The organism is Microcoleus sp. S13_C3, from assembly GCF_036700905.1.
GTDB lineage: Bacteria > Cyanobacteriota > Cyanobacteriia > Cyanobacteriales > Microcoleaceae > Microcoleus.
The window spans coordinates 23354-43560 of record NZ_JAUBPT010000038.1 but is presented as its reverse complement, the minus strand read 5'-3'; the positions used below and the strand labels follow the sequence as shown (position 1 = coordinate 43560).

The 20207-nt window shown below is 44.3% G+C and carries 31 protein-coding genes; 11 read left to right on the top strand and 20 right to left on the bottom strand.

What is annotated here, in order from left to right; all coding sequences use genetic code 11:
* Nucleotides 1-15: 15 nt before the first annotated feature.
* The 3 genes from QUA16_RS13115 to QUA16_RS13105 form a co-directional block, all read right to left on the bottom strand.
* The gene (locus QUA16_RS13115; RefSeq protein WP_333106302.1) at nt 16-1320 is read right to left on the bottom strand and encodes a TPM domain-containing protein; all 1305 of its coding nucleotides are present in this window, start codon (nt 1318-1320) and stop codon (nt 16-18) included.
* A gap of 282 nt (nt 1321-1602) precedes the next feature.
* Nucleotides 1603-2124, bottom strand: coding sequence for a hypothetical protein (locus QUA16_RS13110; RefSeq protein ID WP_333106303.1), 522 nt, complete (start codon nt 2122-2124; stop codon nt 1603-1605).
* Between the two features lie 8 nt (nt 2125-2132).
* A complete protein-coding gene (locus QUA16_RS13105; RefSeq protein ID WP_333106304.1) occupies nt 2133-2630 on the bottom strand; it encodes a TIGR00725 family protein in 498 nt (165 codons plus the stop codon).
* Nucleotides 2631-2808: 178 nt separating this feature from the next.
* On the opposite strand from QUA16_RS13105, the gene QUA16_RS13100 reads away from it, so the two are divergent.
* Both QUA16_RS13100 and QUA16_RS13095 read left to right on the top strand, forming a co-directional pair.
* A complete protein-coding gene (locus tag QUA16_RS13100) occupies nt 2809-3018 on the top strand; it encodes a toxin-antitoxin system, antitoxin component, Xre family protein (protein ID WP_333106305.1) in 210 nt (69 codons plus the stop codon).
* Entirely contained in the window at nt 3005-3316 is a 312-nt protein-coding gene (locus QUA16_RS13095; RefSeq protein ID WP_333106306.1) for a type II toxin-antitoxin system PemK/MazF family toxin, read from the top strand. The genes QUA16_RS13100 and QUA16_RS13095 overlap by 14 nt, the downstream gene beginning before the upstream one ends.
* A gap of 118 nt (nt 3317-3434) precedes the next feature.
* Here QUA16_RS13095 and QUA16_RS13090 read toward each other — a convergent pair whose 3' ends face one another.
* The 3 genes from QUA16_RS13090 to QUA16_RS13080 form a co-directional block, all read right to left on the bottom strand.
* Nucleotides 3435-3620: a hypothetical protein gene (locus tag QUA16_RS13090; RefSeq protein ID WP_333106308.1), complete on the bottom strand. Its 186-nt coding sequence runs from the start codon at nt 3618-3620 to the stop codon at nt 3435-3437.
* Nucleotides 3617-3958: a hypothetical protein gene (locus QUA16_RS13085; protein WP_333106309.1), complete on the bottom strand. Its 342-nt coding sequence runs from the start codon at nt 3956-3958 to the stop codon at nt 3617-3619. Before QUA16_RS13085 ends, QUA16_RS13090 begins: the two co-directional genes overlap by 4 nt.
* Before the next feature lie 111 nt (nt 3959-4069).
* Nucleotides 4070-4264: a hypothetical protein gene (locus QUA16_RS13080; protein WP_333106310.1), complete on the bottom strand. Its 195-nt coding sequence runs from the start codon at nt 4262-4264 to the stop codon at nt 4070-4072.
* 297 nt (nt 4265-4561) lie between these two features.
* On the opposite strand from QUA16_RS13080, the gene QUA16_RS13075 reads away from it, so the two are divergent.
* The gene (locus tag QUA16_RS13075) at nt 4562-4825 is read left to right on the top strand and encodes a type II toxin-antitoxin system ParD family antitoxin (RefSeq protein ID WP_333106311.1); all 264 of its coding nucleotides are present in this window, start codon (nt 4562-4564) and stop codon (nt 4823-4825) included.
* A complete protein-coding gene (locus QUA16_RS13070; protein ID WP_333106312.1) occupies nt 4822-4998 on the top strand; it encodes a type II toxin-antitoxin system RelE/ParE family toxin in 177 nt (58 codons plus the stop codon). The genes QUA16_RS13075 and QUA16_RS13070 overlap by 4 nt, the downstream gene beginning before the upstream one ends.
* Here QUA16_RS13070 and QUA16_RS13065 read toward each other — a convergent pair.
* The 6 genes from QUA16_RS13065 to QUA16_RS13040 all read right to left on the bottom strand — a co-directional run bounded on the left by QUA16_RS13065 (nt 4993) and on the right by QUA16_RS13040 (nt 7910).
* Nucleotides 4993-5418 (bottom strand): hypothetical protein, encoded by a 426-nt coding sequence (locus tag QUA16_RS13065; RefSeq protein ID WP_333106313.1) that lies wholly within the window; start codon nt 5416-5418, stop codon nt 4993-4995. The two genes, QUA16_RS13070 and QUA16_RS13065, sit on opposite strands and share 6 nt — an antisense overlap.
* A gap of 512 nt (nt 5419-5930) precedes the next feature.
* Nucleotides 5931-6290, bottom strand: a complete 360-nt coding sequence (locus QUA16_RS13060; RefSeq protein WP_333106314.1) for a DUF5615 family PIN-like protein — start codon at nt 6288-6290, stop codon at nt 5931-5933.
* Complete coding sequence (locus tag QUA16_RS13055; RefSeq protein WP_332957339.1) at nt 6274-6525, bottom strand: DUF433 domain-containing protein; 252 nt, start codon at nt 6523-6525, stop codon at nt 6274-6276. The genes QUA16_RS13060 and QUA16_RS13055 overlap by 17 nt, the downstream gene beginning before the upstream one ends.
* A 207-nt stretch (nt 6526-6732) precedes the next feature.
* Nucleotides 6733-7134 (bottom strand): hypothetical protein, encoded by a 402-nt coding sequence (locus QUA16_RS13050; protein WP_333106315.1) that lies wholly within the window; start codon nt 7132-7134, stop codon nt 6733-6735.
* Nucleotides 7131-7469: a PASTA domain-containing protein gene (locus tag QUA16_RS13045; protein WP_333106317.1), complete on the bottom strand. Its 339-nt coding sequence runs from the start codon at nt 7467-7469 to the stop codon at nt 7131-7133. The genes QUA16_RS13050 and QUA16_RS13045 overlap by 4 nt, the downstream gene beginning before the upstream one ends.
* A 168-nt stretch (nt 7470-7637) precedes the next feature.
* Nucleotides 7638-7910, bottom strand: coding sequence for a hypothetical protein (locus tag QUA16_RS13040; RefSeq protein WP_333106319.1), 273 nt, complete (start codon nt 7908-7910; stop codon nt 7638-7640).
* 11 nt (nt 7911-7921) lie between these two features.
* Between QUA16_RS13040 and QUA16_RS13035 the strand changes: the two genes are divergently transcribed.
* Nucleotides 7922-8086 (top strand): hypothetical protein, encoded by a 165-nt coding sequence (locus QUA16_RS13035; protein ID WP_333106320.1) that lies wholly within the window; start codon nt 7922-7924, stop codon nt 8084-8086.
* Nucleotides 8087-8143: 57 nt separating this feature from the next.
* Here QUA16_RS13035 and QUA16_RS13030 read toward each other — a convergent pair whose 3' ends face one another.
* Both QUA16_RS13030 and QUA16_RS13025 read right to left on the bottom strand, forming a co-directional pair.
* Nucleotides 8144-8389: a hypothetical protein gene (locus QUA16_RS13030; RefSeq protein WP_333106321.1), complete on the bottom strand. Its 246-nt coding sequence runs from the start codon at nt 8387-8389 to the stop codon at nt 8144-8146.
* Entirely contained in the window at nt 8386-8754 is a 369-nt protein-coding gene (locus QUA16_RS13025; RefSeq protein WP_333106322.1) for a GIY-YIG nuclease family protein, read from the bottom strand. The genes QUA16_RS13030 and QUA16_RS13025 overlap by 4 nt, the downstream gene beginning before the upstream one ends.
* Between QUA16_RS13025 and QUA16_RS13020 the strand changes: the two genes are divergently transcribed.
* The 3 genes from QUA16_RS13020 to QUA16_RS13010 all read left to right on the top strand — a co-directional run bounded on the left by QUA16_RS13020 (nt 8753) and on the right by QUA16_RS13010 (nt 9534).
* Nucleotides 8753-8953: a hypothetical protein gene (locus QUA16_RS13020; protein ID WP_333106323.1), complete on the top strand. Its 201-nt coding sequence runs from the start codon at nt 8753-8755 to the stop codon at nt 8951-8953. The two genes, QUA16_RS13025 and QUA16_RS13020, sit on opposite strands and share 2 nt — an antisense overlap.
* Nucleotides 8954-8955: 2 nt before the next feature.
* Nucleotides 8956-9165 carry a hypothetical protein gene (locus tag QUA16_RS13015; RefSeq protein WP_333106324.1) on the top strand — a complete coding sequence of 70 codons (210 nt, stop codon included), beginning with the start codon at nt 8956-8958 and terminating at the stop codon, nt 9163-9165.
* A gap of 111 nt (nt 9166-9276) precedes the next feature.
* A complete protein-coding gene (locus QUA16_RS13010; protein ID WP_333106325.1) occupies nt 9277-9534 on the top strand; it encodes a type II toxin-antitoxin system Phd/YefM family antitoxin in 258 nt (85 codons plus the stop codon).
* A gap of 103 nt (nt 9535-9637) precedes the next feature.
* Here QUA16_RS13010 and QUA16_RS13005 read toward each other — a convergent pair whose 3' ends face one another.
* Together QUA16_RS13005 and QUA16_RS13000 are read right to left on the bottom strand one after the other, a co-directional pair.
* Entirely contained in the window at nt 9638-9952 is a 315-nt protein-coding gene (locus tag QUA16_RS13005; RefSeq protein WP_333106326.1) for a hypothetical protein, read from the bottom strand.
* 90 nt (nt 9953-10042) lie between these two features.
* Entirely contained in the window at nt 10043-11338 is a 1296-nt protein-coding gene (locus QUA16_RS13000) for a peptidoglycan DD-metalloendopeptidase family protein (RefSeq protein ID WP_333106327.1), read from the bottom strand.
* Between the two features lie 189 nt (nt 11339-11527).
* Here QUA16_RS13000 and QUA16_RS12995 point away from each other — a divergent pair, with 189 nt between their 5' ends.
* Both QUA16_RS12995 and QUA16_RS12990 read left to right on the top strand, forming a co-directional pair.
* Nucleotides 11528-12847, top strand: a complete 1320-nt coding sequence (locus tag QUA16_RS12995) for an NB-ARC domain-containing protein (RefSeq protein WP_333106328.1) — start codon at nt 11528-11530, stop codon at nt 12845-12847.
* 179 nt (nt 12848-13026) lie between these two features.
* On the top strand, nt 13027-15033 hold the full coding sequence (locus QUA16_RS12990; RefSeq protein WP_333106329.1) for a serine/threonine-protein kinase: 2007 nt from the start codon (nt 13027-13029) through the stop codon (nt 15031-15033).
* A gap of 150 nt (nt 15034-15183) precedes the next feature.
* On the opposite strand, the gene QUA16_RS12985 is transcribed toward QUA16_RS12990, so the two are convergent.
* Nucleotides 15184-15396: a hypothetical protein gene (locus tag QUA16_RS12985; RefSeq protein ID WP_333106330.1), complete on the bottom strand. Its 213-nt coding sequence runs from the start codon at nt 15394-15396 to the stop codon at nt 15184-15186.
* A gap of 336 nt (nt 15397-15732) precedes the next feature.
* On the bottom strand, nt 15733-16617 hold the full coding sequence (locus QUA16_RS12980; protein WP_333106331.1) for a 4-hydroxybenzoate solanesyltransferase: 885 nt from the start codon (nt 16615-16617) through the stop codon (nt 15733-15735).
* A gap of 210 nt (nt 16618-16827) precedes the next feature.
* Here QUA16_RS12980 and QUA16_RS12975 point away from each other — a divergent pair, with 210 nt between their 5' ends.
* Complete coding sequence (locus QUA16_RS12975) at nt 16828-18444, top strand: Ppx/GppA phosphatase family protein (RefSeq protein ID WP_333106332.1); 1617 nt, start codon at nt 16828-16830, stop codon at nt 18442-18444.
* Here QUA16_RS12975 and QUA16_RS12970 read toward each other — a convergent pair.
* Together QUA16_RS12970 and QUA16_RS12965 are read right to left on the bottom strand one after the other, a co-directional pair.
* On the bottom strand, nt 18441-18719 hold the full coding sequence (locus tag QUA16_RS12970) for a hypothetical protein (RefSeq protein WP_333106333.1): 279 nt from the start codon (nt 18717-18719) through the stop codon (nt 18441-18443). The two genes, QUA16_RS12975 and QUA16_RS12970, sit on opposite strands and share 4 nt — an antisense overlap.
* A gap of 30 nt (nt 18720-18749) precedes the next feature.
* The coding region (locus QUA16_RS12965) for a calcium-binding protein (RefSeq protein ID WP_333106334.1) at nt 18750-20207 on the bottom strand (1458 nt) is incomplete at its 5' end.

Here is a 20207-nt window from a genome sequence, read left to right as displayed (position 1 = left end):
GCCTCTCTTCCCGAATTACCAATCCCCACCGCCACCCCCACTACTAGAGTCGCTACTACTGCTACTGCTGTAGTCGCTACTGCTGCTACTGCTGCTACTGCTGTAGTCGCTACTGCTACTGCTACTGCTGCTGCTGTAGTCGCTACTGCTACTGCTACTGCTGCTGCTGTAGTCGCCGCCACCGCAATAATCGCTACTGCTAATGCTGTAGTCGCCACCGGCACCGCCACCGCTGGAGTCGCCACCGCCAAAGCTACCCCCGCAGTCGCTGTTGCTAATAGTGTAGTCGCCACCGCCACCGCCACCGCTGGAGTCGCCACCGCCAAAGCTACCCCCGCAGTCGCTGTTGCTAATAGTGTAGTCGCTGCTATTACTGGTGTAGTAGCCACCGCAATCATCGTTGCTACTGTTACTGCTGTAGTCGCCACCCCCACCGTAATAGTTGTGGCTGTTAATGCTGCTGTAATTGCGATTGTTACTGCTGTAATTGGGAGTGTGACTGCCGTAGTTGCGATTGTTACTGCTGTAATTGCGCGGATAACGGCGGTGGCGGTAACGAGATATCCGAGAAAATAAGCTGCGAAATATCCTGAAGATAATGAAGCAAGGTATAAATGCTATGAATGCTATGAATAACAACCCAAGTAAGCCATAGATTAAATTCGATGAATCTTCACCGGTGGAGGTACTATTGCTAATAACTGGCGATTGACTAGGTATTGGTGACGGTTTCAGCCCTTGAGATGGTACGATTGGAGCCAAAGGCAGGGTGGTTTGAGATTGAGCATTTACCGTCGGAGTTTGTAAAACATTTACTAACGCCTTTGTCCCCGCTAATGTGCCCCCGTCAAAGTCCTGCTGTTTAAATCGGGGCGTAATTTCGGTTTTAATAATTCCCACTACCTTCGCATCGGGTAAAATGCTTTGAATGCCAGAACCTGTTTCAATCTGAACGCGGCGTTCCCCCGACGAAATCAACAATAAAACTCCGTTATTTTTACCTTTTTTGCCAATCCCCCAAAAGTTAAATAATTCTGTAGCAAATGCTTTTGGGGTCGCAGATGGTTTAGTATCTGGCACTGTCACAACAGCGATTTCTGAGCCGTTTTTCGCCTCTAAGTCCGAAATCATTTGATTTAGCTGAGTTTCGGTGCTGTCGCTGAGAATGTTGGCCTTGTCCGTTACCCAAGTGTTATTTACTTGACGGGGATTCGGTACTTCTTGTACTGTTATAGCTTGGCTTGTTAGGGGAAATGCAATTGCCGAAAAGCATAGCAAACTGGTCCAGATTATTTGTTTATTGCTAAATTGTAACTGCATCGCTTCAGTCTCCTGAATAACTGCTAGTCTGAAATTGACATATATCTGTCCGCCTAATTACAATTAAATAACCAGCTTACTGTCATGTCAATTCATATTATTCAGAAGTTGGATTCATAAAAATCATAATTTTAGGTGCGCCATCAGCACTTTACATTTATAGTCATGGACGCACGGGTGGCGAGAAACCGGGTTTTTAACCAAAATAATTGCTGAAAACCGTCAATCTCGGTTCAAAAACCCGGTTTCTTAGTGGGCGAGTGCGAACTAATTTAGATATTCTTAAGGAGAGGGAAGTTGTGGCCCAAAATTGCTGCTACCTTTATAACCGGATAAAATAGCCAGTTTTTCCAAAGATTGCCTGCCCGTGTAATATTTGCCCCGAATTTCCCAAGTGGGATAAGCTTTAATATTGGCAGCTTTGCACAAATCGGGTTGAGCATCTTTGCCTCTGGGATCGCACTCAATGTAAGTAATGGCGGTAAATGCTTCTTTGCCGAAAAGTTCTTGTTGCGTGTGACAGTGAGGACACCAGTAAGCACCGTACATTTTAGCTTTGATGGTCTGCAAATGGGTTGCTAAAGCTATTTGATCCGGCACGGATTCGCTGCGAATAGGTGGCGCTTCTTGTTCGGTAACAGGCTGTGCGGAAGGGGGAGGAGGAGGAAGGGTTTGTGCTAATTTTTGAGTAGATTTGTTGCTGAAACTTAACTGTGCAATTCTTCCGTCTGCTTTTGTAGTGACGAAAATTCCCAACGTCAGAAAAATGCCGATCGCACAAAAGTTGAATTTGCTTACTCTCATCTTGGATTTCATCTTGAATTTACTAGGATTTCGCGAGCTTGATTCATAGCTTCTACAGCATTGTTTACCACAAAGATGTTAAATTGTGCTAAACCTTTAAAAAAAACTTGACTTTCGGCGCTGTGATTTAACAATATAACTTGTTTGTTAGCTTTGAGGGCGAGGGCAATTTCCGAAGCTGTGCCCGTGCCCATACCGCAGGCAATTATTACATCTGAAGAAAGAACGTTAATGTTATTTCTGGCGTTTCCCATATCGGTGACAATGGCAATATCTACAGATTCAGAAATGCCGCGAGTGTCATTTCCCGGAAGGATGCCGATTGTTAAACCGTTAGCTGATTTTGCTCCTTTGTTGGCGGCATCCATGACGCCGACATTTCTGCCGCCAGTTAGCAATATCCATCCTTCTTCGGCGATGAGTTGTCCGAGTTGATAGGCGTTTTCTAAGTCGGTTGATGTGGCACTATCGCCAGGGCCCATGATGCCAATGATGATTTTTTTCATAGTTGTGGAGTGAATATGGCGTTATTAATACTTGATAGTTTTTGAGCACTATATACAAATGTATGTTATCAGATAAATAGTGGTTTCCTCAAAACAGTTGGTGAGCCAAATAACTTCCTGAAGTTTCCTAGTATTTTTACAAGGTATGCTGATTTAACATTAACAAGTGAGAGATAACATGAGTGTCGCCCCCAACCCGGAAACAAAGCTGATGGAAAAAATCCGTAGTTTACCGCCCGATAAAATTACGGTATTAGAAGATTTTATGGATTTCCTTTTAACGCGAAGTGAAGATCGTCTTCTCGTTTATACTGCAACTCAACTCTCAGAAGCAGTTTTTGCTAAAATTTGGGATAACCCAGAGGACGCGGAGTATGATGAGTTATAATTTTGGTGAGGTGGTTTTAGTTCCGTTTCCTTTTACCGATCAAACTACCAATAAAAAACGTCCAGCAGTTGTGATTAGTTCTGACGTTTATAATGCAGAATATCCCGATCGCACTCTGATGGGTATCACCAGTCAAGTTAGCAGTAGCCCGAAAGTCGGTGATATTATTATCACAGATTGGCGATCGGCTGGGCTTTTAAAAGCTTCTATGATTAAGCCAGTTATTATTACGACAATTGAGAAGCAACCGATCCCAAAAAATTGGGAAGGCTTCAAGATGTATATCTCCAATCTCTGAAAGAGGGAGCTATCGGAATTATAGGTGATAATTGAGCGAGATCCTTTCAGAATTATCCTTAGAAAGAACTATCGCCTGTATTAATGTTCTCAACATTTATTTCTCAACATCTATATAACTACTGACTGTTGAGAAGTATTTGTAACCGTTTTTGTTGAATTTGTCGATGATCTTCGTCTAATTTGGCAATAACTTCTTCTAATTTGCAACCTAATTCTTCCATTTCCAAGCGACTGCGACGTAAGTTAGCGAGGAGTCGTCGATCGACATCTGGATGTGGCATATATCCTGGTTCGTTCATCATAATTTCCACTCAATCTTAATTTCTTGAATGCTGCGTTCCCAGGCGGGAAGTCTGGCTTGGGTATAAGCAATTACTTCTGTCATTAATCTTAGCATATCAGAAGTTGCTGTGGGTTGTGCATTAGCCAAGCGTCGTTGCAATAGGGAAAACTGGGAAAACCGCTCATCGGCTTGCTGTGCGACACTTTTTAGCTGATCTAAATAGTCAATTGTTCTGTCTGTTTCTCCAAATTGCTCAAATAGAGTGTATTCAGCTTCTGTAGCATCGTCGATAATATCCAATAATTGCCGTTTTAGGCTCCAGATGGTTTCGGCAATTTCTATGGGCAGTTTTGCCATGTTTACTTGTGTGAGATGTACCGTATAGATTTTAGGCTAACAGCGTACCAGAAATGACTAAGGCAGGCAGCGTTTTGCGTATTTCTGTTCCTATTGACGGATCGAATCTAGCTATCGGGATGCTTCCCAGTCGGTAATGGCTTGAGCTTGCCATTCGTCATCCCATCCTAAATCTAATTCGTCAATTAGCTTGCAAGCTTCTGCTAAAGCTTGGTTTTCTTGTTGTTTTCGCCATTCTTTTAAGAGAGATTCAATCAAAGCACGCTTGGTTAGGCGCTTTTTGATTGACGTATGTGAGTAAGTCATCTGGCAAGCTGATAGAGATGTCGCTCATTGACTAATCAGAATAGTTTTTGGTAATTATTTTAGCAAGAATTGACTGAAATGACAATTTTTTGTTAGTTGAATGCACAAACGGAAGGGATCTCGCCATGATTGATGAATGATGAGCGAGATCCTTTTTGAGTCTGGTCGATCAAGGGCGATCTATCTTCCCAATTTTTTATTACAAAATTACAGGTTGTGTGAGGCTTGACAAAAAATGGCAAAATCTGCCATAATAAGATAACGAGTTAAATGAGGTAAGTAATACCAGTGACAAGCATGAATATTTCTCTACCTGACTCAATGCGAACTTATATAGAAGCACAGGTAGCCCAAGGTGGTTATAGTACAGCTAGCGAGTATTTCCGTGAGTTAATTCGCCAAGACCAAAAACGTAAAGCTTCAGAACGTTTGGAAGCGATGTTATTAGAGGGTTTGGAATCGGGAAATCCTACCGCGATGACGGAGGAAGATTGGATGGAGATTCGTCAAGCTGTGCGATCGCGTATTTCCCAGAATCAGGGGTTGCAGGGAGAAAAATGACCTCGATCCAAAAACGTCCGCAAGTTATCCGTGATTTGATTGAATTAGCCACTTACATTGCGGAAAATAATATGGATGCTTCCGATCGCTTTCTTGTCGCGGCAGAAGAAACGTTTAAACAATTCGCACAAACGCCAAAAATGGGAAAAGGCTGTATTTATCTCGTTTTATGAACTGAGTGCTAAGCGTTGTTTGACCAATTGTTCGACAACTAGCGATCGACAAACAACTTCTATTTTATTATTTCCACCAATTTCAAATAACAGATGCAGCCACTCATTAGGAGAAAGGGATAGATTTTCTAACCAAGGAGAATGAGTAACTTGTCCCCAGCCGACGATTGTGCCGAGGTTCGGAGGCTTTTGATTTAACTCATCAGGATTTGGGTTGAGTTGTACGTCAAGTCGAATGCAGGTTTTGAGGATAATGTTTATAAATTGGTCATTGGTAGCAACTTCAGAAGTAGAATTAGTTGAATTGATCTGCCAATAGTAGTTGAGATTGAGGACATAATCATAGGGAAATTGCCACCCCATCGATAGCAATTCTGATTCGGTAAAATCGTATTGTTGCCAAATTTGTTGAAAGTTCATAATCTGACGAATAAATGCGGTTAAGGGAGCAGAATAAAGTGGGTGTCTCCACGACTTCCGGGTTTTCCTGATGCGTTTAGGGGTTGTTCTGCGGGTGCACCTCCTCCTGGGCCATTGTAAACACGAGCATAGGATGAACCATCAGGTTGAGTCATAATTCTGACACTGTATTGAGTGTTTGGGCTTGTCCAAATTGTACCCGCACCGCTTTTTGAGCCTCATCTAGCTGGAGTGGATATCCAACCCGAAGCAGTAAGTTCTGTTTCGAGGGTAGTTTTATCGATTCCACTGACAAGGAAATTGAGAACATCTGTGACAGCTAGGATGTTACCTGATGACATAGTTCAGGGAAGTTGGGTTTTGGATGGGGTGCATGAGCACTGGTAGGAGCGATCGTCATGATTGATTATAAAATGGGCTAGATCCCTTCTGAATCTGGCCGAGAAAGGGCGATCGTTCTTTTTTAACCGCAGATGGACGCAGATTAACGCAGATGTAAGAAGGGCGATCGATCAAGGACTAATGCAAACAACATCCCCAGCATCATTTATGCGAACTGCCGAACCTGCTGGCAGCGACGATATCATAGTGCTAACTTGTCTCATCAAAGGTACCAGATGGTCGGGCCTCGTACTGCTAGAATCTAAGACCACAATTGTAATAACACGACTTGCGAGATTTTGTTGATAGGGAAGATTTTTATCAGCAGTGATAAAAACATCAAAAGGATGATTCTCCGATCTCTCCAGAATTTCCCTGTCTTTTAGCCCTCTCCACCCCATGTCATAAACATTGCTGATTGAATGACCTTCGTCTAAGAAAGGTTGCTTGAGTTTTTGACTCAAAAGATTTTCATCAAGCAGTATAAGCATTTGAAGGATTTTCTAGCGAGAGCATCATTTTAGTTAGATTTTCTAGCACTTTAATTGCCTGACTTTCTAGGTAAGGAAAATCATTAATAAATTCTGCGAAACCGCTTTCACCTTCCAGGTAGTCGAAAAAAGTCTTTAAGGGGACGCGGCTGCCGACAAATACAGGGACACCGCTCATAATTTCTGGATCGCGGTGAATAATTCCTTTTCTTTGCAGTAATTCTTCTATTTTCACGGGCTTTACTCCTTTATATCAAAAGAAGTGGGCAAGTCTAGCTGTAACTGATGGGTAATTATATCATAAATTTAGCAGAAGCGAGCGCCCTTCTGAATGTGACTGAGAAAGAGATCTCGCTCTTTTTTTACCGCAGATGGACGCAGATTAGCGCAGATGCAAGAAGGGATCTCGCTCTTTTGATTCATAAAGCTTAAAAAATAGGAATTAATTTTTAACTTCCTGAAAAATTTTATAATATTCGCAAATTATTTCAATAAAAATATCCCCTTCCAACCGAAAATGACTCAAAGCAGATAAATCGAGATTAGGAGGAAAATTGAAAGGATAGGACAGGGAAGATAAGAAAGTTTCAGCCTTTTCTTCAAGCTTTATGAGTTCGACTTCTCCTACCCAAAAACAGTAATTTTCATCATCGGAATTGATGGGGCGAGAAATTATTAGGTGAAGAATGCGATCGAACTCGATCGCTACATCTCCCGCTTCGGGCCCAAAGGTGAAGTCTAAACGCAAGCCAAGATTTTGAGGGCGGAGTGAAACTCCTACTAAATCGGCACTTTTTAAGTCTTCTAAAAAGGTTTTGAGGTTGAGTGCGATCGCGGTTGTCATAGAATCACTTTTTCTCCGGTATTATGTGTCTTAGCCCCTGGTTCAAATTTTATTTGATTTCCATCTCTATTGTATCTACGACGGTAAGTTTGGCCCTCCGTCCCGCGTATCTTTGGCCCTGTACGGACTATTTCACCATTTGGTCTAATATTAATTATACTACCATCTGGGTGTTCAAAGCTTTGATAGCCACCTTTTGTGCTGGTTTGAAATTGGAAGCCGTAACTCTCCAGTATGGCGATCACTTCTGATAAGGTTTGTCCTGTCAAATCTGGAAGTTTTTGTGCGGCTGGATTCATTGGTTGTGAATGGGAAAGATTTTGAGCTATCGCCATGATTGATTATAAAACGGGCGATCGCCATGATTGAGCATAAAACGGGCGATCGCCTTTTTGAATTATTAGAAAGGGCGATCGCTCTTTTTTAACCGCAGATGGACGCAGATTAACGCAGATGTAAGAAGGGCGATCGATCTTGTTGACTAACGAATCTCCCTCTTTTACTTACTGAGCATTTTCTTGTCCTAGAAGTCGATCCAGTTTGTTTTCAATTGTGGTTAGCTTTCTCAGAACAGTGGGACGATCTTCATCTAGAGAAGTAAGTAAGTTAGCAATTCCTGACTGAACGTTAATCAATTGCACGACAGCATTTTGTAGTTGTACCATTCCTTCTCGAAGTTCCTGTCGTTCGAGTCTTGCTTCTGCCATGTTATCTAACATAGCTTGAGTTGCCCTAGCGTTGCTTTCTATTAGTTGCTTCAGCTCTTCATCCGTCATGTCGATGGCTGTTGGTAAATGAGATACTACTTGAGATTATAGCAAATGGGAGCGGGGCGATCGCTCTTTCGATCGTAAAACGGGCGATCGCTCTTTCGATCGTAAAACGGGCGATCGCCCTTCTGAATTATCCTAAGAATGGCGATCGCTCTTTTTTAACCGCAGATGGACGCTGATTAACGCGGATGTAAGAAGGGCGATCCCTCTTTTGATTGTAAAACGGGCGATCGCACCTATTTACTTTGAGGAAATTCTACCAATTCTGATTCCTTAAGACGTTGCGATAATAGGCAATCTTCAAAGCTGAAAGCTTCTGAGTCGAGAAAACTAGCAATTGCCATTTCGATCGCAGCTTCCAGAGAACATTCTAGCTGCGTAGCTTTTGCCATCAAAGCGACTTTCACATAGTCAGGTAAATAAGTCATCAGCGAATGAATAGCTTCTGGTGGCAAGTGTTGGATCTTAAGTGTTTGAGTCATTGTTCTCTGGGGATTTTAACGTTGTAGGGAGGATTTGTAGCTTGAAGGATCAGGGTTTCTAATTCATATAATAACCCTGGTTTTTGCCATTGGTTGAGGGTAACGAAGGCGATCCTCACATCATCAGGATCGTAGCGATCGAGCCAGCCCCACAGGAAGGCTTTGTGACCGCCTCGCAGTCGATCGCGGAGGTTCTTGGCTTTGCCGATGTAGAGTAATCCTTGAATGCGATGTCGAAAGGCGTACAAACCAACTCTAGCAGGAATTGTGTCGAAGTCGTGGCTGAGGGGATGGCACCGATCGAAGGGGGTAAAGGCGAGAGTGTCTAGAATTTGGCGGGCTTCTTGCTGGATGGGGTTGGTCATGAAAATTGAGATATGCAAGCGGTTATTCCATGCTACAAGTAGAAGCGAGATCCCTTCTGAATTACTAGAAGGCCGATCGCTCTTTTTTTACCGCAGATCGACGCTGATTAACGCGGATGCAGGAAGGGCGATCGCTTGTTTGATGAATTATGGGCGAGCTCCCTTTTGGTCTAATATGAATGATAATGACCTTAACTAAGCATGACACCTCAACAGAAGTTTGAAATTATCTTTACACGGCCAGTATTCCAGCATCTTGCAGCGATCGACCGGAAGTATTATTCATTAATCCGCACTACAATAGAGGAGCAGTTAAGCTATGAACCAGAGGTAGAAACGCGCAACCGCAAACCGCTAGTGGAACCTTCTGAACTAGGTGCTACTTGGGAGTTGCGATTTGGGCCTCCTTAATCGGTTCCGAGTGTTTTACGAGACTAACCTTGATACCTATGAGGTTTATATCTTGGGAATTGGGGTAAAAGTTGGCAATCAGTTATTCATAGGAACAGAGCAGACTGAATCATGAAAATAGTTTCTTTAGCTGAAATTATAGCAAAATTTGCTGATTACTTGAGTGCCGATCGCGGAGAGCCAATTTTAATTACTGAAAATGGTCAACCAGTAGCGGCAATGACTTTAATTAAAGATCCTGAATCTCTGGAGCGTTTTTTGTTGGCTAACAATCCAAAATTCAATCAAATTTTGGATAAATCTCGGCAAAGTTTGAAAGAAGAGGGAGGAATGAAGTCCGAGGATTTCTGGAATTTAGTGGATGAATGAGCTTTGTTGGAGACTCAAAAAGAGTAAATTTAAGAGAGAGCGATCGCCCTTCTGAATTGTTAGAAAGGGCGATCGCTCTTTTTTAACCGCAGATGGACGCTGATTAACGCGGATATGACATCAGTCCTAATGGAGATTCACCAAGCGTTGGATTCTGAGGTGTTTGCGGCTCTAATTGGGGAGAGCTATTTTCAGAATTAACGGCTGGTTTTCGAGTTGCTTTTTTGCACATATTGCTCAGGTCCAAAGTTAGGCCCCCTGTTGTTTGCATATAGCAAATTGGCGGTGCGGCATCCGGTTGGGATACGATGGGGTATTGGGAATTGACAGGTTGCTGTGGATTGCTGAGGGCAATTTCAGCGGTAAATTGGATAAGGGCTACAGATAGGGCAGCAAGCTGATACAAGGTTTTGACCATAGAGTTATTTGTGGTTGATTGCTGAAGTGCGATGCCTAAAACAGCCGGAAAAAAATTAAGTTAATGAAATTTTTCAGGCTGTTTTAGTTTTTAGCGACGCCTTAATTCCCAGTAATTTTTCAGGGGGTTGAAAGTGCGTTGGCGAAACTGATCTTTAGTAGTTGCAGCAGGTCTTTGTAAAGAACCCCACGGAAAATCAGGCCGCGCAACTTCATAGTGCAAATGAGGGGCAAATGCGTTGGGTCTGCCTCCTCCCATAGCGCCTGTTTTTCCGAGGACTGCGCCTTTTCTTACCTGCTGATTCTGAGTGACTCTAATTTCACTCAAGTGCATATAGATGTAGTTAGTACCGTTGGCAGCTTTAATCGTGAGAATTCCATCCTGATTTGTGCTGCCATTAGAATTGCGCTGGGCAATGACAACAGTTCCGTCTACCATAGACTTAACTTCAGTACCTACTGGGGTACCGATATCTATGCCTCCGTGAAAGCCTAAACGACCGCCTGTTGCTCTGAAATAGTCATCAGAAATGTAGGCTCCTGTTAGTGGAAAATACCGACCAAATAAATCATTGGATAAATCTCTGTAGATGCGTCCGAGGTCTGAATTGGGATTATTGTTGATGGAGTTGAGGGCGCTAGCACTGTTGATGGCATTCTCCCACTGCGAGTCATTCCAAGAGGCTAAATTGTTAAAATAGCCGCCGCCAGAAGGTGTGCAGGTTGGGGTAGAGTTAGGTGCATTGCCAACGACTACGGCACTGGCAACCCAACGATTTTGACCCTCCAATTTATACCACCGGGCATCGGGTCGCGGAGGGTTAAATCCTGCATCCATTACAGTATCGCCGTGAGCCCACCCGTCAAAGCGAAAAGTTTGATTTCCGGGCAATGTTCCCACAACTGATGCGCTTAAAGAAGGCCCCGAACGAATGTTGACTGGGCCAGAAGATGTTCTGGCAGTGAAGGCTGGTGAAACTGTAGCACCCCTAATACAAGAATTTCCCTGAGCCAATAGCTGTGGCGGGCTGCTTTGCTTCTGCGTTTTGTTGGTTGCTGCTGTCTCGTTGAGCAGTGCAGCACTTATGGGTAAGGCAGCGACACCGATAGAAACAAATCCGGCGATTCCTATGAGTATTGGTTTGGTAATCTTCATCAACACATCCCGATTAATATAGGCATAACCAGCAGTCATTGTGGCGGAGAATCCAACCAATTTTTGAGACAACTCTCTAGAGAGTTGTTTCACCTCTGGTGAGGCTTCTTTGATATTGGTAAGCTTACCGCCTGTACTGGAATCATCATCAAATTGCCAGCCATCTCCAGTTTGTAAATCCCACTGTTGCTCGGTTGTCGGTAAAGGCACAATCGTTACTCCTGTTTTCATCGATTTCCTTGACATTTACCATGTTGTTTCAAAACCAATAATTTTTCAGTCTTGTAAAGTGGGTTGTTTCACAGCTCAATTTTGTCGAGAAAAGTCGGTTTTGGCTGAGTTCGCCGGCAAGAGTTGGAAAAAGTAGGGCGATCGGAAAATGGGTTATACTGAAGGATGGTTTTTGCATAACTCCCAAATATGAACGTTGACACTGCGTTAGAACTTGCAGAGGCATCTTTTCTTGCTCAGGCTGGGAAATCCCCAACCGATCTGCAAAAAGATATATTTCGTAAGGCACTGGAAGATAAGACTTACGAGCAAATTGCCAATGAATGTAACTGCAATCTGAGTTATGCTAAGGAGTTAGGTTCCGCATTCTGGCGACTGCTGTCATCTGCACTGGGGAAAGAGGTTAGGAAAAAAAGCTTTAAGAATATACTTGCAGAAGACGATCGCTCCCCACCAACTCTCCCGCTGCCCGAAAAATTGCCAGAATCAGCGATCGCCCGTTCTCGACAAGATTGGGGGGAAGCCCCTGATGTCTCTGTTTTCTACGGACGTACAGAAGAATTGACCGCACTGAAGCAGTGGATTGTAACAGACCGCTGCCGGCTGGTGGCACTGTTGGGCATGGGGGGAATTGGCAAAACGTCTCTGTCTGTCAAACTGGCACAAAAAATTCAAAATGATTTTGATTTCATTATCTGGCGAAGTCTCGATCGCACTCCACCCATACATACCGTCCTCAAAGACATCATCCGATTTATCAGTGGCGAACAGGAAACAAATTTACCAGAAACACCCTCTGATGCCATCTCGCGAGCGATCGAGTGTTTAAACGCGCACCGATGTTTGGTAATAATTGATGGAGTCGAGACAATTATGGAAACAGGTTTGTTGGCTGGCAAATATCGAGACGGATATCAGGATTACGGTAGATTTTTCAAAAAAGTAGGTGAATTGAACCATAAAAGCTGCTTGGTATTGACAACTTCAGAAAAATCTATCGACATTTCATTATTAGAAAATCGAACTCGCCTTGTTCGCTCTCATAAAGTGAGTGGCTTGAAAAATGAACCCGCACAGCAAATTCTTCTCGAACGAGGGTTAATAAAAGAAAAAGAATGGAATGATTTTATTGAAAGGTACGAAGGAAATCCTTTAGCACTATGGATGATTTCAGCAACAATTATCACTTTATTTGCTGGTAAAACTTCTGATTTTCTCAGAACAGGTACGGTTTTTATAGGAGGTCAAATAGAGGCAGTTTTATCCCAGATGTTTGAACGTGTAACTGATTTAGAAATAAAAGTAATGTGTCAATTAGCTATACTTAACAAATCTGTTGACTTTAATCAATTGCGATCGGAAATTTCGTCAGATATATCTAGCTCAACATTAATGAATGCTTTGGAGTCATTAAGTTGGCGATCGCTGATCGAAACCGAAATCGGTCAAGACTCGTTTAGGCTACAGCCTGTAATTAGGAAATATGTTATTAATCATTATTGTATGTAACAAATAACAATAGACCAGACAGTTTTTAGGTCGTAGTCTGAAATTCTTGATTTTCCCGAAAGCCTATAGTGTGCTTTGTTAGGGTTGCCCTCGTTCTCGATCGCCCTGAAATCCCAATCCTACGCTTTTGGCGATCGAAAACTGTCCGAAGAGTTGAAATAAAGCATATTTTATCTGCCATGCTTCAGCCTGGATCGATACTTCAAAATCGCTATCGTATTGTGCAAGAGTTAGATTTGGATACTCGCGGAGGATTTGGAATAATCTTTGATATTGTTGAGGAGCAAGGGACGCCAAAAATTCTCAAAGTTCTGCATTTTGATAATTGCTCAAACTTGCAGGAAAAACAAATAGCAGTATCCATGTTAGAGCGAGAGGCTAATGTCTTAATACGACTAGATCATCCAGGAATTCCTAAAGTAGAACCCGACGGATATTTTCTATATCAACAAGGAGAAAACACGCTTTACTGTCTAGTGATGGAGAAAATTTACGGTCATAATTTGCAGCAGTGGCTAAAGGAGAGAGATTATCAACCCATCAGCCAAGAACAAGCAATTAACTGGTTAAAGCAACTGGTAAATATTCTAGCTTACTTGCATCAGCAGCATTATTTTCACCGAGATATTAAGCCAGCAAATATCATATTGAAACCTGATGGTCTACTGGTATTAATCGACTTTGGAGCAGTCCGGATGGTGACAAACACTTACCTTGCAAAAATTGCAGACGAAAATGAGAGGAAAGTTACAAAGATATATACACCAGGCTACGCCCCGTTCGAGCAAAAAAACGGCAAAGCGCTGCCTCAATCTGATTTCTACGCCTTGGGACGCACCTTTGTCTTTCTTTTAACAGGAAAAGATCCACCTGACCTTGAAGACGAGGTATATGAAGAGGTGATTTGGCGAGATAAAGCACCACAAATTTCGGGATTGCTGGCAGATTTAATTGATGAGCTGATGGCTTTCTATCCCAAGAATAGACCGAAAAATCCCGAAGCAATTTTACACGCTATAGCTAAGATTGAATGCCCTGGTGCAGAAGGGTTGTCGGCACTGCCTCCGACTGAGTTACAGGGAATTAGCCCGCTGAATACTGAAAGAAAGTGGCTGAAGTCATTTGCTAAAACTAAGAAAGCATTAGTCGGAATTGGAATAACAGCATTTGCCTGCGTCAGTGTATTAATTTTACCTAAATTTGTTCCTTTACAAGGTCAATCTCCTGCACCTTTAAAAAATCTTTCTCTAATCAACACCTTGAAAGGAGGTTCGGAATTCTTTGATGCAGTCACCTCAGTTGCTTTTAGCCCTGACGGACAGACCCTTGTCAGAGGTAGTTACGATGAACCGATCGAACTTTACAATTGGCGTACAGGGAAAGTCATTAAAAAACTATCTAGAGCTTCATCAAAGCTTTGGTCAGTTGCGATCAGTCCGAATGGAAAATTGCTGGCTACCGGGCCGCAACTGGAGGAGGATGCGAAAAATGAGAAGGACACAACAATTAAGTTGTGGAATCTAGATAGTGGGATGCTTTTGGGCACCCTCAAAGGTCATTCTAGCGATGTTAGATCGATTGCTTTTAGCCCTGATGGTCTGACCGTTGCTAGTGGCAGCCATGACAAAACAATCAAACTGTGGCGTGTTAATACAGGAGAGCTGCTTTATACTTTTTACGGACACACTAACCACGTTACTTCGGTCGCTTTTAATCCTGATGGCAAAACCCTTGCTAGCGGTAGTGACGATCTGACTATTAAGTTGTGGAGTCTGAATAGTAGGAAATTAATCCGCACTCTTAAAGGACATTCAGCGCAAGTTTTGTCTGTCGCTTTTAGTCCTGACGGTCAAACCCTTGTTAGCAGTAGTGGCAAGAACGAAGTTAACGGTAGTGCTGAAAATAGTATTAAACTGTGGAATCCAAAAACAGGGGAATTGCAGCGCACTCTTACTGGACATCTGAGCTCGGTTTGGTGTCTTGCTATCAGCCCGGATGGGCAAACTCTTGCAAGTGGCAGTTATGACAACTCCATTAGACTTTGGAATCTGCGTACTGGCGAATTATTGCAAACTCTGACCGGACATTCAAATTGGGTTTATTCTGTTGCTTTTAGCCCCGATGGGCAGACTCTTGCTAGTGGCAGTCCAGATAGTTCTGTTAGGATTTGGAGTATTCCTCGTTAATAAAGCTTAGTAGCAGCAAGCAAGTTTGTTGGTGAATCGATCTACCAATTAAGTTATACAAACAGAGGATTAGACTGAAAAAAGACTATTCTTTTATACCCAATCCTCAACTATCTAAAAACAGCAGTCACTCGATAGCTGCTAATTATCCTATCTACGACGGCGGCTAGGACGGCTACTACAACTACAGCTTGAGGGAGTGCAGCTACAGGCAATTAGCTGCTGCGATCGCTCTTGTGCCTGCGACTCTGACAACTCTCTGTTTGTTTGGGCGCTTGCTGCTGCTAGAGAAGGTGCGACATCTACGGCAATTATCGCTCCTGAGAGAACCAGTAAACCAAAACTCAAAAATCCAAAACGCATTGATTAACTCCGTTTTTTTACTTGATTAACTTAACCTATTTACATGATGTCACGGAAGCCAAAATTTGTCAGTCTAGAAAAGTCGGCACTTTTGTCGCCCCCTTGAGTTGGAAAAAGTCGGGTTTAGCAGGGTGGGGGTTGGAAATAAGTCTGTTGAAGAAGACTGGACATCAGAAGGAATCGCTAACTAACTGTTAATAGCAGAGGTTTCTCCAAACGAAATAGTACTTGCTTTTCATCATTCACAAGACGGTACTTTTACAGATTTTGCAGTTGCTTAGAGAGTTATATGCAAGAGCGATCGCTAGTCTTGGCGGGGATTGTCAGCTCTACTCGTTAAAAAATCTCCCCAACAATCATCCCCGCCAATATGACAAACCCCACCCAAACATTTTGGCGGAAGATTTGACCGTAAACAAGCTTAGGAATATCCGCATTTCGGAGTTGACTGTACTGCAAAAGCCACAAAATCGCCGCCGCACTAATTGCCATCCAAAAACCAATGTGCAAGTGCAGATTAATTCCCATTGCCGCTAGCAAACCGACAGTACCAACAAAGAAAAAACCCACTGCATTAGCGGCATTATCCCCGAAAAATATCGCGCTGGAATTCACCCCCAAACGCAAATCGTCTTCGCGATCGCTCATCGCATAAACTGTATCAAATCCCATCGTCCAAAACACGACTGCACCCCACAGCAGCCAAGTCGCTAATTCTAATTCGTCAACGGCGGCGCTCCAACTAATTAAAACTGCAAATCCCCAGGCAATTGATAGCACTAATTGGGGCACTGGAAAGAATCTTTTTGCCAGCGGATAGCAGATAATTACTGGTACGGCGGCCACGCACAGCCAGAAGCTTAAAGGATTGAGATAAAAAGCGAGAATCGCCGCGCAAGCAAAGGAAATTAATGCAACTCCGATTCCAGTTTGCACGGTGAGGGCGCGGGATGCTAGGGGGCGCGATCGAGTTCTTTCTACTTCGGGATCGATATCGCGATCCCACAAGTCGTTGATGACGCATCCAGCCGCACTCGTGGCTAGGGTTCCCAACACAATCACGCCCACCAATGCTGCGGGCGGCCTCCCGTCGGCTGCTAAAAAGACGGCCCAGAGGGCTGGAATCATTAAAATGAGCCTTCCTGCTGGTTTGTCCCATCTCAAAAGCCTCACGACGGTTAGCAATGTGGATTCGGGTTGGCGATCGGGCTCTTTAAGCATTTCAATTCTAGATTTGATATTTTTAACTTTAGATTTTATCAAATTTTAGGCACAATCACTTACTATCTCTGGGGGCGAGCATACTGCTATCGGAATTTAAAACAGGTGAAAGTCTTGCCCAGTCAGCAGTTCCCGATTTTTTGTAATTTAATAGAATGCCTAACTGGATTCGTGAAATAATCATAAATATCTGTTTACCCCGATACTCCAATGGTTAATTCACTTGCTTCTGCGGAGTCAAATCGCATTATTGCTGCTATTGATATGGGTACTAACTCGTTTCACATGGTGGTGGCGCGCATCGATCCGAAATTGCCCGCGTTTACGATTATTGCTAGAGAAAAAGATACGGTTCGGTTGGGTGATTGTGATGTTAAGACAGGGTGCTTGAAGTCCGAGGTTATGGAAAGGGCGATCGCCACTCTGCGCCGTTTTCTAGATATTGCTAAAACTATCAATGCTGAACAAATTATCGCTGTGGCTACCAGTGCGGTTCGGGAAGCTCCTAACGGGCGGGATTTTCTCAAACAAGTTGCTGACGAATTAGACCTGAATGTGAGTTTAATTTCCGGTCAAGAAGAAGCGCGGAGAATTTATCTCGGTGTTCTTTCGGGTATGGAGTTTAACAATCAGTCGCAGGTAATTATTGATATTGGAGGCGGTTCTACGGAGTTGATTTTAGGAGACAGTTCTGAGCCTCGCTGTCTCACCAGTACAAAAATTGGTGCTGTTCGCTTAACAGGACAATTTGTCAAAACAGACCCGATTAGTAGGGAGGAGTTTACTTATTTGCAAGCTTATATTCGGATTTCCTTGGAAAGACCGATCGACGAATTGCGCTCTCACTTCAATGCTGGCGAACCTTTGCGCTTGATTGGCACTGCTGGAACCATCGAAACTCTGGCTGCCATTAACGCTCGCGAAAAGTTGGGAACAGTGCCGAATCCCCTAGCCGGATATCAGTTAAGTTTAAAAGATTTGCGCGATTTAGTCAATCGCTTTCGCAAACTTTCTTATGCCGAAAGATTGGCAATACCGGGAATGTCGGACAAGCGGGCGGAAATTATTCTGGCAGGATCAATGATTTTGCAGGAAGCTATGACACTATTAGGAATTGAATCGCTGACTGTGTGCGATCGCTCTCTGAGAGAAGGCGTAATTGTTGACTGGATGCTGGCGCACGGTTTAATTGAAAACCGCTTACGCTATCAAGGTTCAATCCGCCAGCGCAGCATTCTCCACATGGCTGAAAAATATCAAGTCAATTTAGAACAAAGCGAAAGAACCGCAGCATTTACTCTCAATTTCTTCGACCAAACTCAAGGAATTCTACACAATTGGGGAAGCGAAGAACGCGAGTTGCTGTGGGCTGCTGCAATTCTGCACAACTGCGGTTTGTACGTCAGTCATTCAGCGCACCACAAGCATTCTTACTATTTAATTCGCAATGGTGAGTTATTGGGCTACACTGAAACAGAGATTGAAGTAATTGCCAATTTAGCTCGCTACCACCGGAAAAATCCTCCCAAAAAGAAGCACGAAAACTTTATTGCTCTCCCGAAGAAATACCGGGAATTCGTCAGTAAATTGCATCCTTTTCTGCGGTTATCTGTGGCTTTAGACAGGCGGCAAATAGGCGCAATTTCTGATTTTAAATGCAAATACCGCCCGGAAGTTCGAGAGTTTCATTTGCGGCTGCAACCGCTCCATCCCGAAGACGATTGCGCTCTGGAGCTCTGGAGTTTGGATTATAAAAAGCCGTGTTTTGAAGATGAGTACAATCTCAAATTAGTGGCAACTTTGGAACCGACTTTGGTTCCCGTTTAAATACAAAGCCGAGCCTGGAAACGAGAAACTGGTGCAATACCAGAGAGAATCTTCGTGGTGAAGAACGCTCTCAAACGCTTGAAATCTCGAAACCTGCGATCGTTAAATCTTTTTCTGTTAACAGACGATCGGCAATAAACTAGGTTGATTGCCGATCGCCCGTCGGTAGGATCGGGTAAAGCCGATCGCACCAATACAGTGTTTGAGGGCAGCGCGCAGCTACAAACTACGAGATTGCAAGCATTTGAAGGACTTCGCTCGACCAGGCTCGGCACTCACGCCAGACAGGGCGGATTATGTAGTGCTTACCCGAAGATGGTAAAATCACTCAGACCGATCGCACTAGCTTGCACTCCATTTAAAGCAGCCAACAATTGACCATTCTGACCAATCCTGATGAAAGCTGCATTAGCGTTTTGGGTAATACTAAGTTGACCAAAAGTTAGACCACCCGCTAACACGAGCAAATCTTCACCTTTTGTGAAATCAGTAATTATATCGCTGCCTTCACCTGCTGTTAAAACAAAGCGATCGCGCCCAATGCCGCCGCTGAGAATATCATTGCCCAAACCCCCAATCAAACAATCGTCGCCTTTACCGCCATAGAGAGTATCGTTACCATCCTCGCCGCATAGCTTGTCACTACCGCCGTTGCCCAACATCAAATCATTGCCAGCACCACCGCACAGGGAATCTGGCTCGCCGTTAAAGTCGATCGCACTGTCTCCGAAAATAGTATCGTCCCCATCGTCGCCACAAATGCTATCACTGCCGCGATCGCCCAACAGCAGATCGTTTCCAGTACCCCCCACCACAACATCCTTGCCCTTGCCGCCATAAACAGTATCGTTGCCCTCTTCGCCGCTTAGAGTATCCGCAGCATCTCCCCCATTCAAGAAGTCGTTGCCAGCACCGCCAAAGAGCAAATCGCGTCCAGTCGAGTCAAGGCTAAACGGGTCAAAACTGCCTCCAAACAAGCAGTCGTTACCCTGATCCCCAACCAGAGTGTCATTGCCTTTGTCGCCCCAAATCAAGTCATCGTCTTTGCCGCCGATCGCCACATCATCGCCCTTACCCCCGAAAATGCGATCGTCGCCGCCTGCGCCGCTGAGGTAATCATTGCCATTCCCGCCAAACAGCAAGTCTTTGTCTGCATTCGGGCCAAGGGGGATATTGGTGGGCAGTCCCCCGTAAATATTGTCGTTGCCTTTTTCGCCCAGCAGAACGTCGTCGCCGTTGAAACCGCTGATAACGTCGTTGAGATTGCTGCCGATGAGGAAGTCGTCGCCGTCAGTGCCATTGAAAGTGCGATCGACTGAATTCGGGCCCGGAATCGAACCGATCGCGGGTAGGGTAATTTGTTCGCAAATGCAATCGGCATCGCCCCCTTGAACGCTGTCAGAGTCAACAGGAATTCCGGTGGGAGTTGGAGTTTCCGTGGGAGTCGGAGTTCCGGTTGGAGTCGGAGTTCCCGTGGGAGTCGGAGTTCCCGTGGGAGTCGGAGTTCCCGTTGGAGTCGGAGTCGGAGTTCCGGTTGGAGTCGGAGTTCCGGTTGGAGTCGGAGTTCCGGTTGGAGTCGGAGTTCCGGTTGGAGTCGGAGTGCCGGTTGGAGTCGGAGTTCCCGTGGGAGTCGGAGTTCCCGTGGGAGTCGGAGTTCCCGTGGGGGTTGGAGTTCCCGTGGGAGTCGGAGTCGGAGTTCCCGTGGGAGTCGGAGTTCCCGTGGGAGTCGGAGTTCCCGTGGGGGTTGGAGTTCCCGTGGGAGT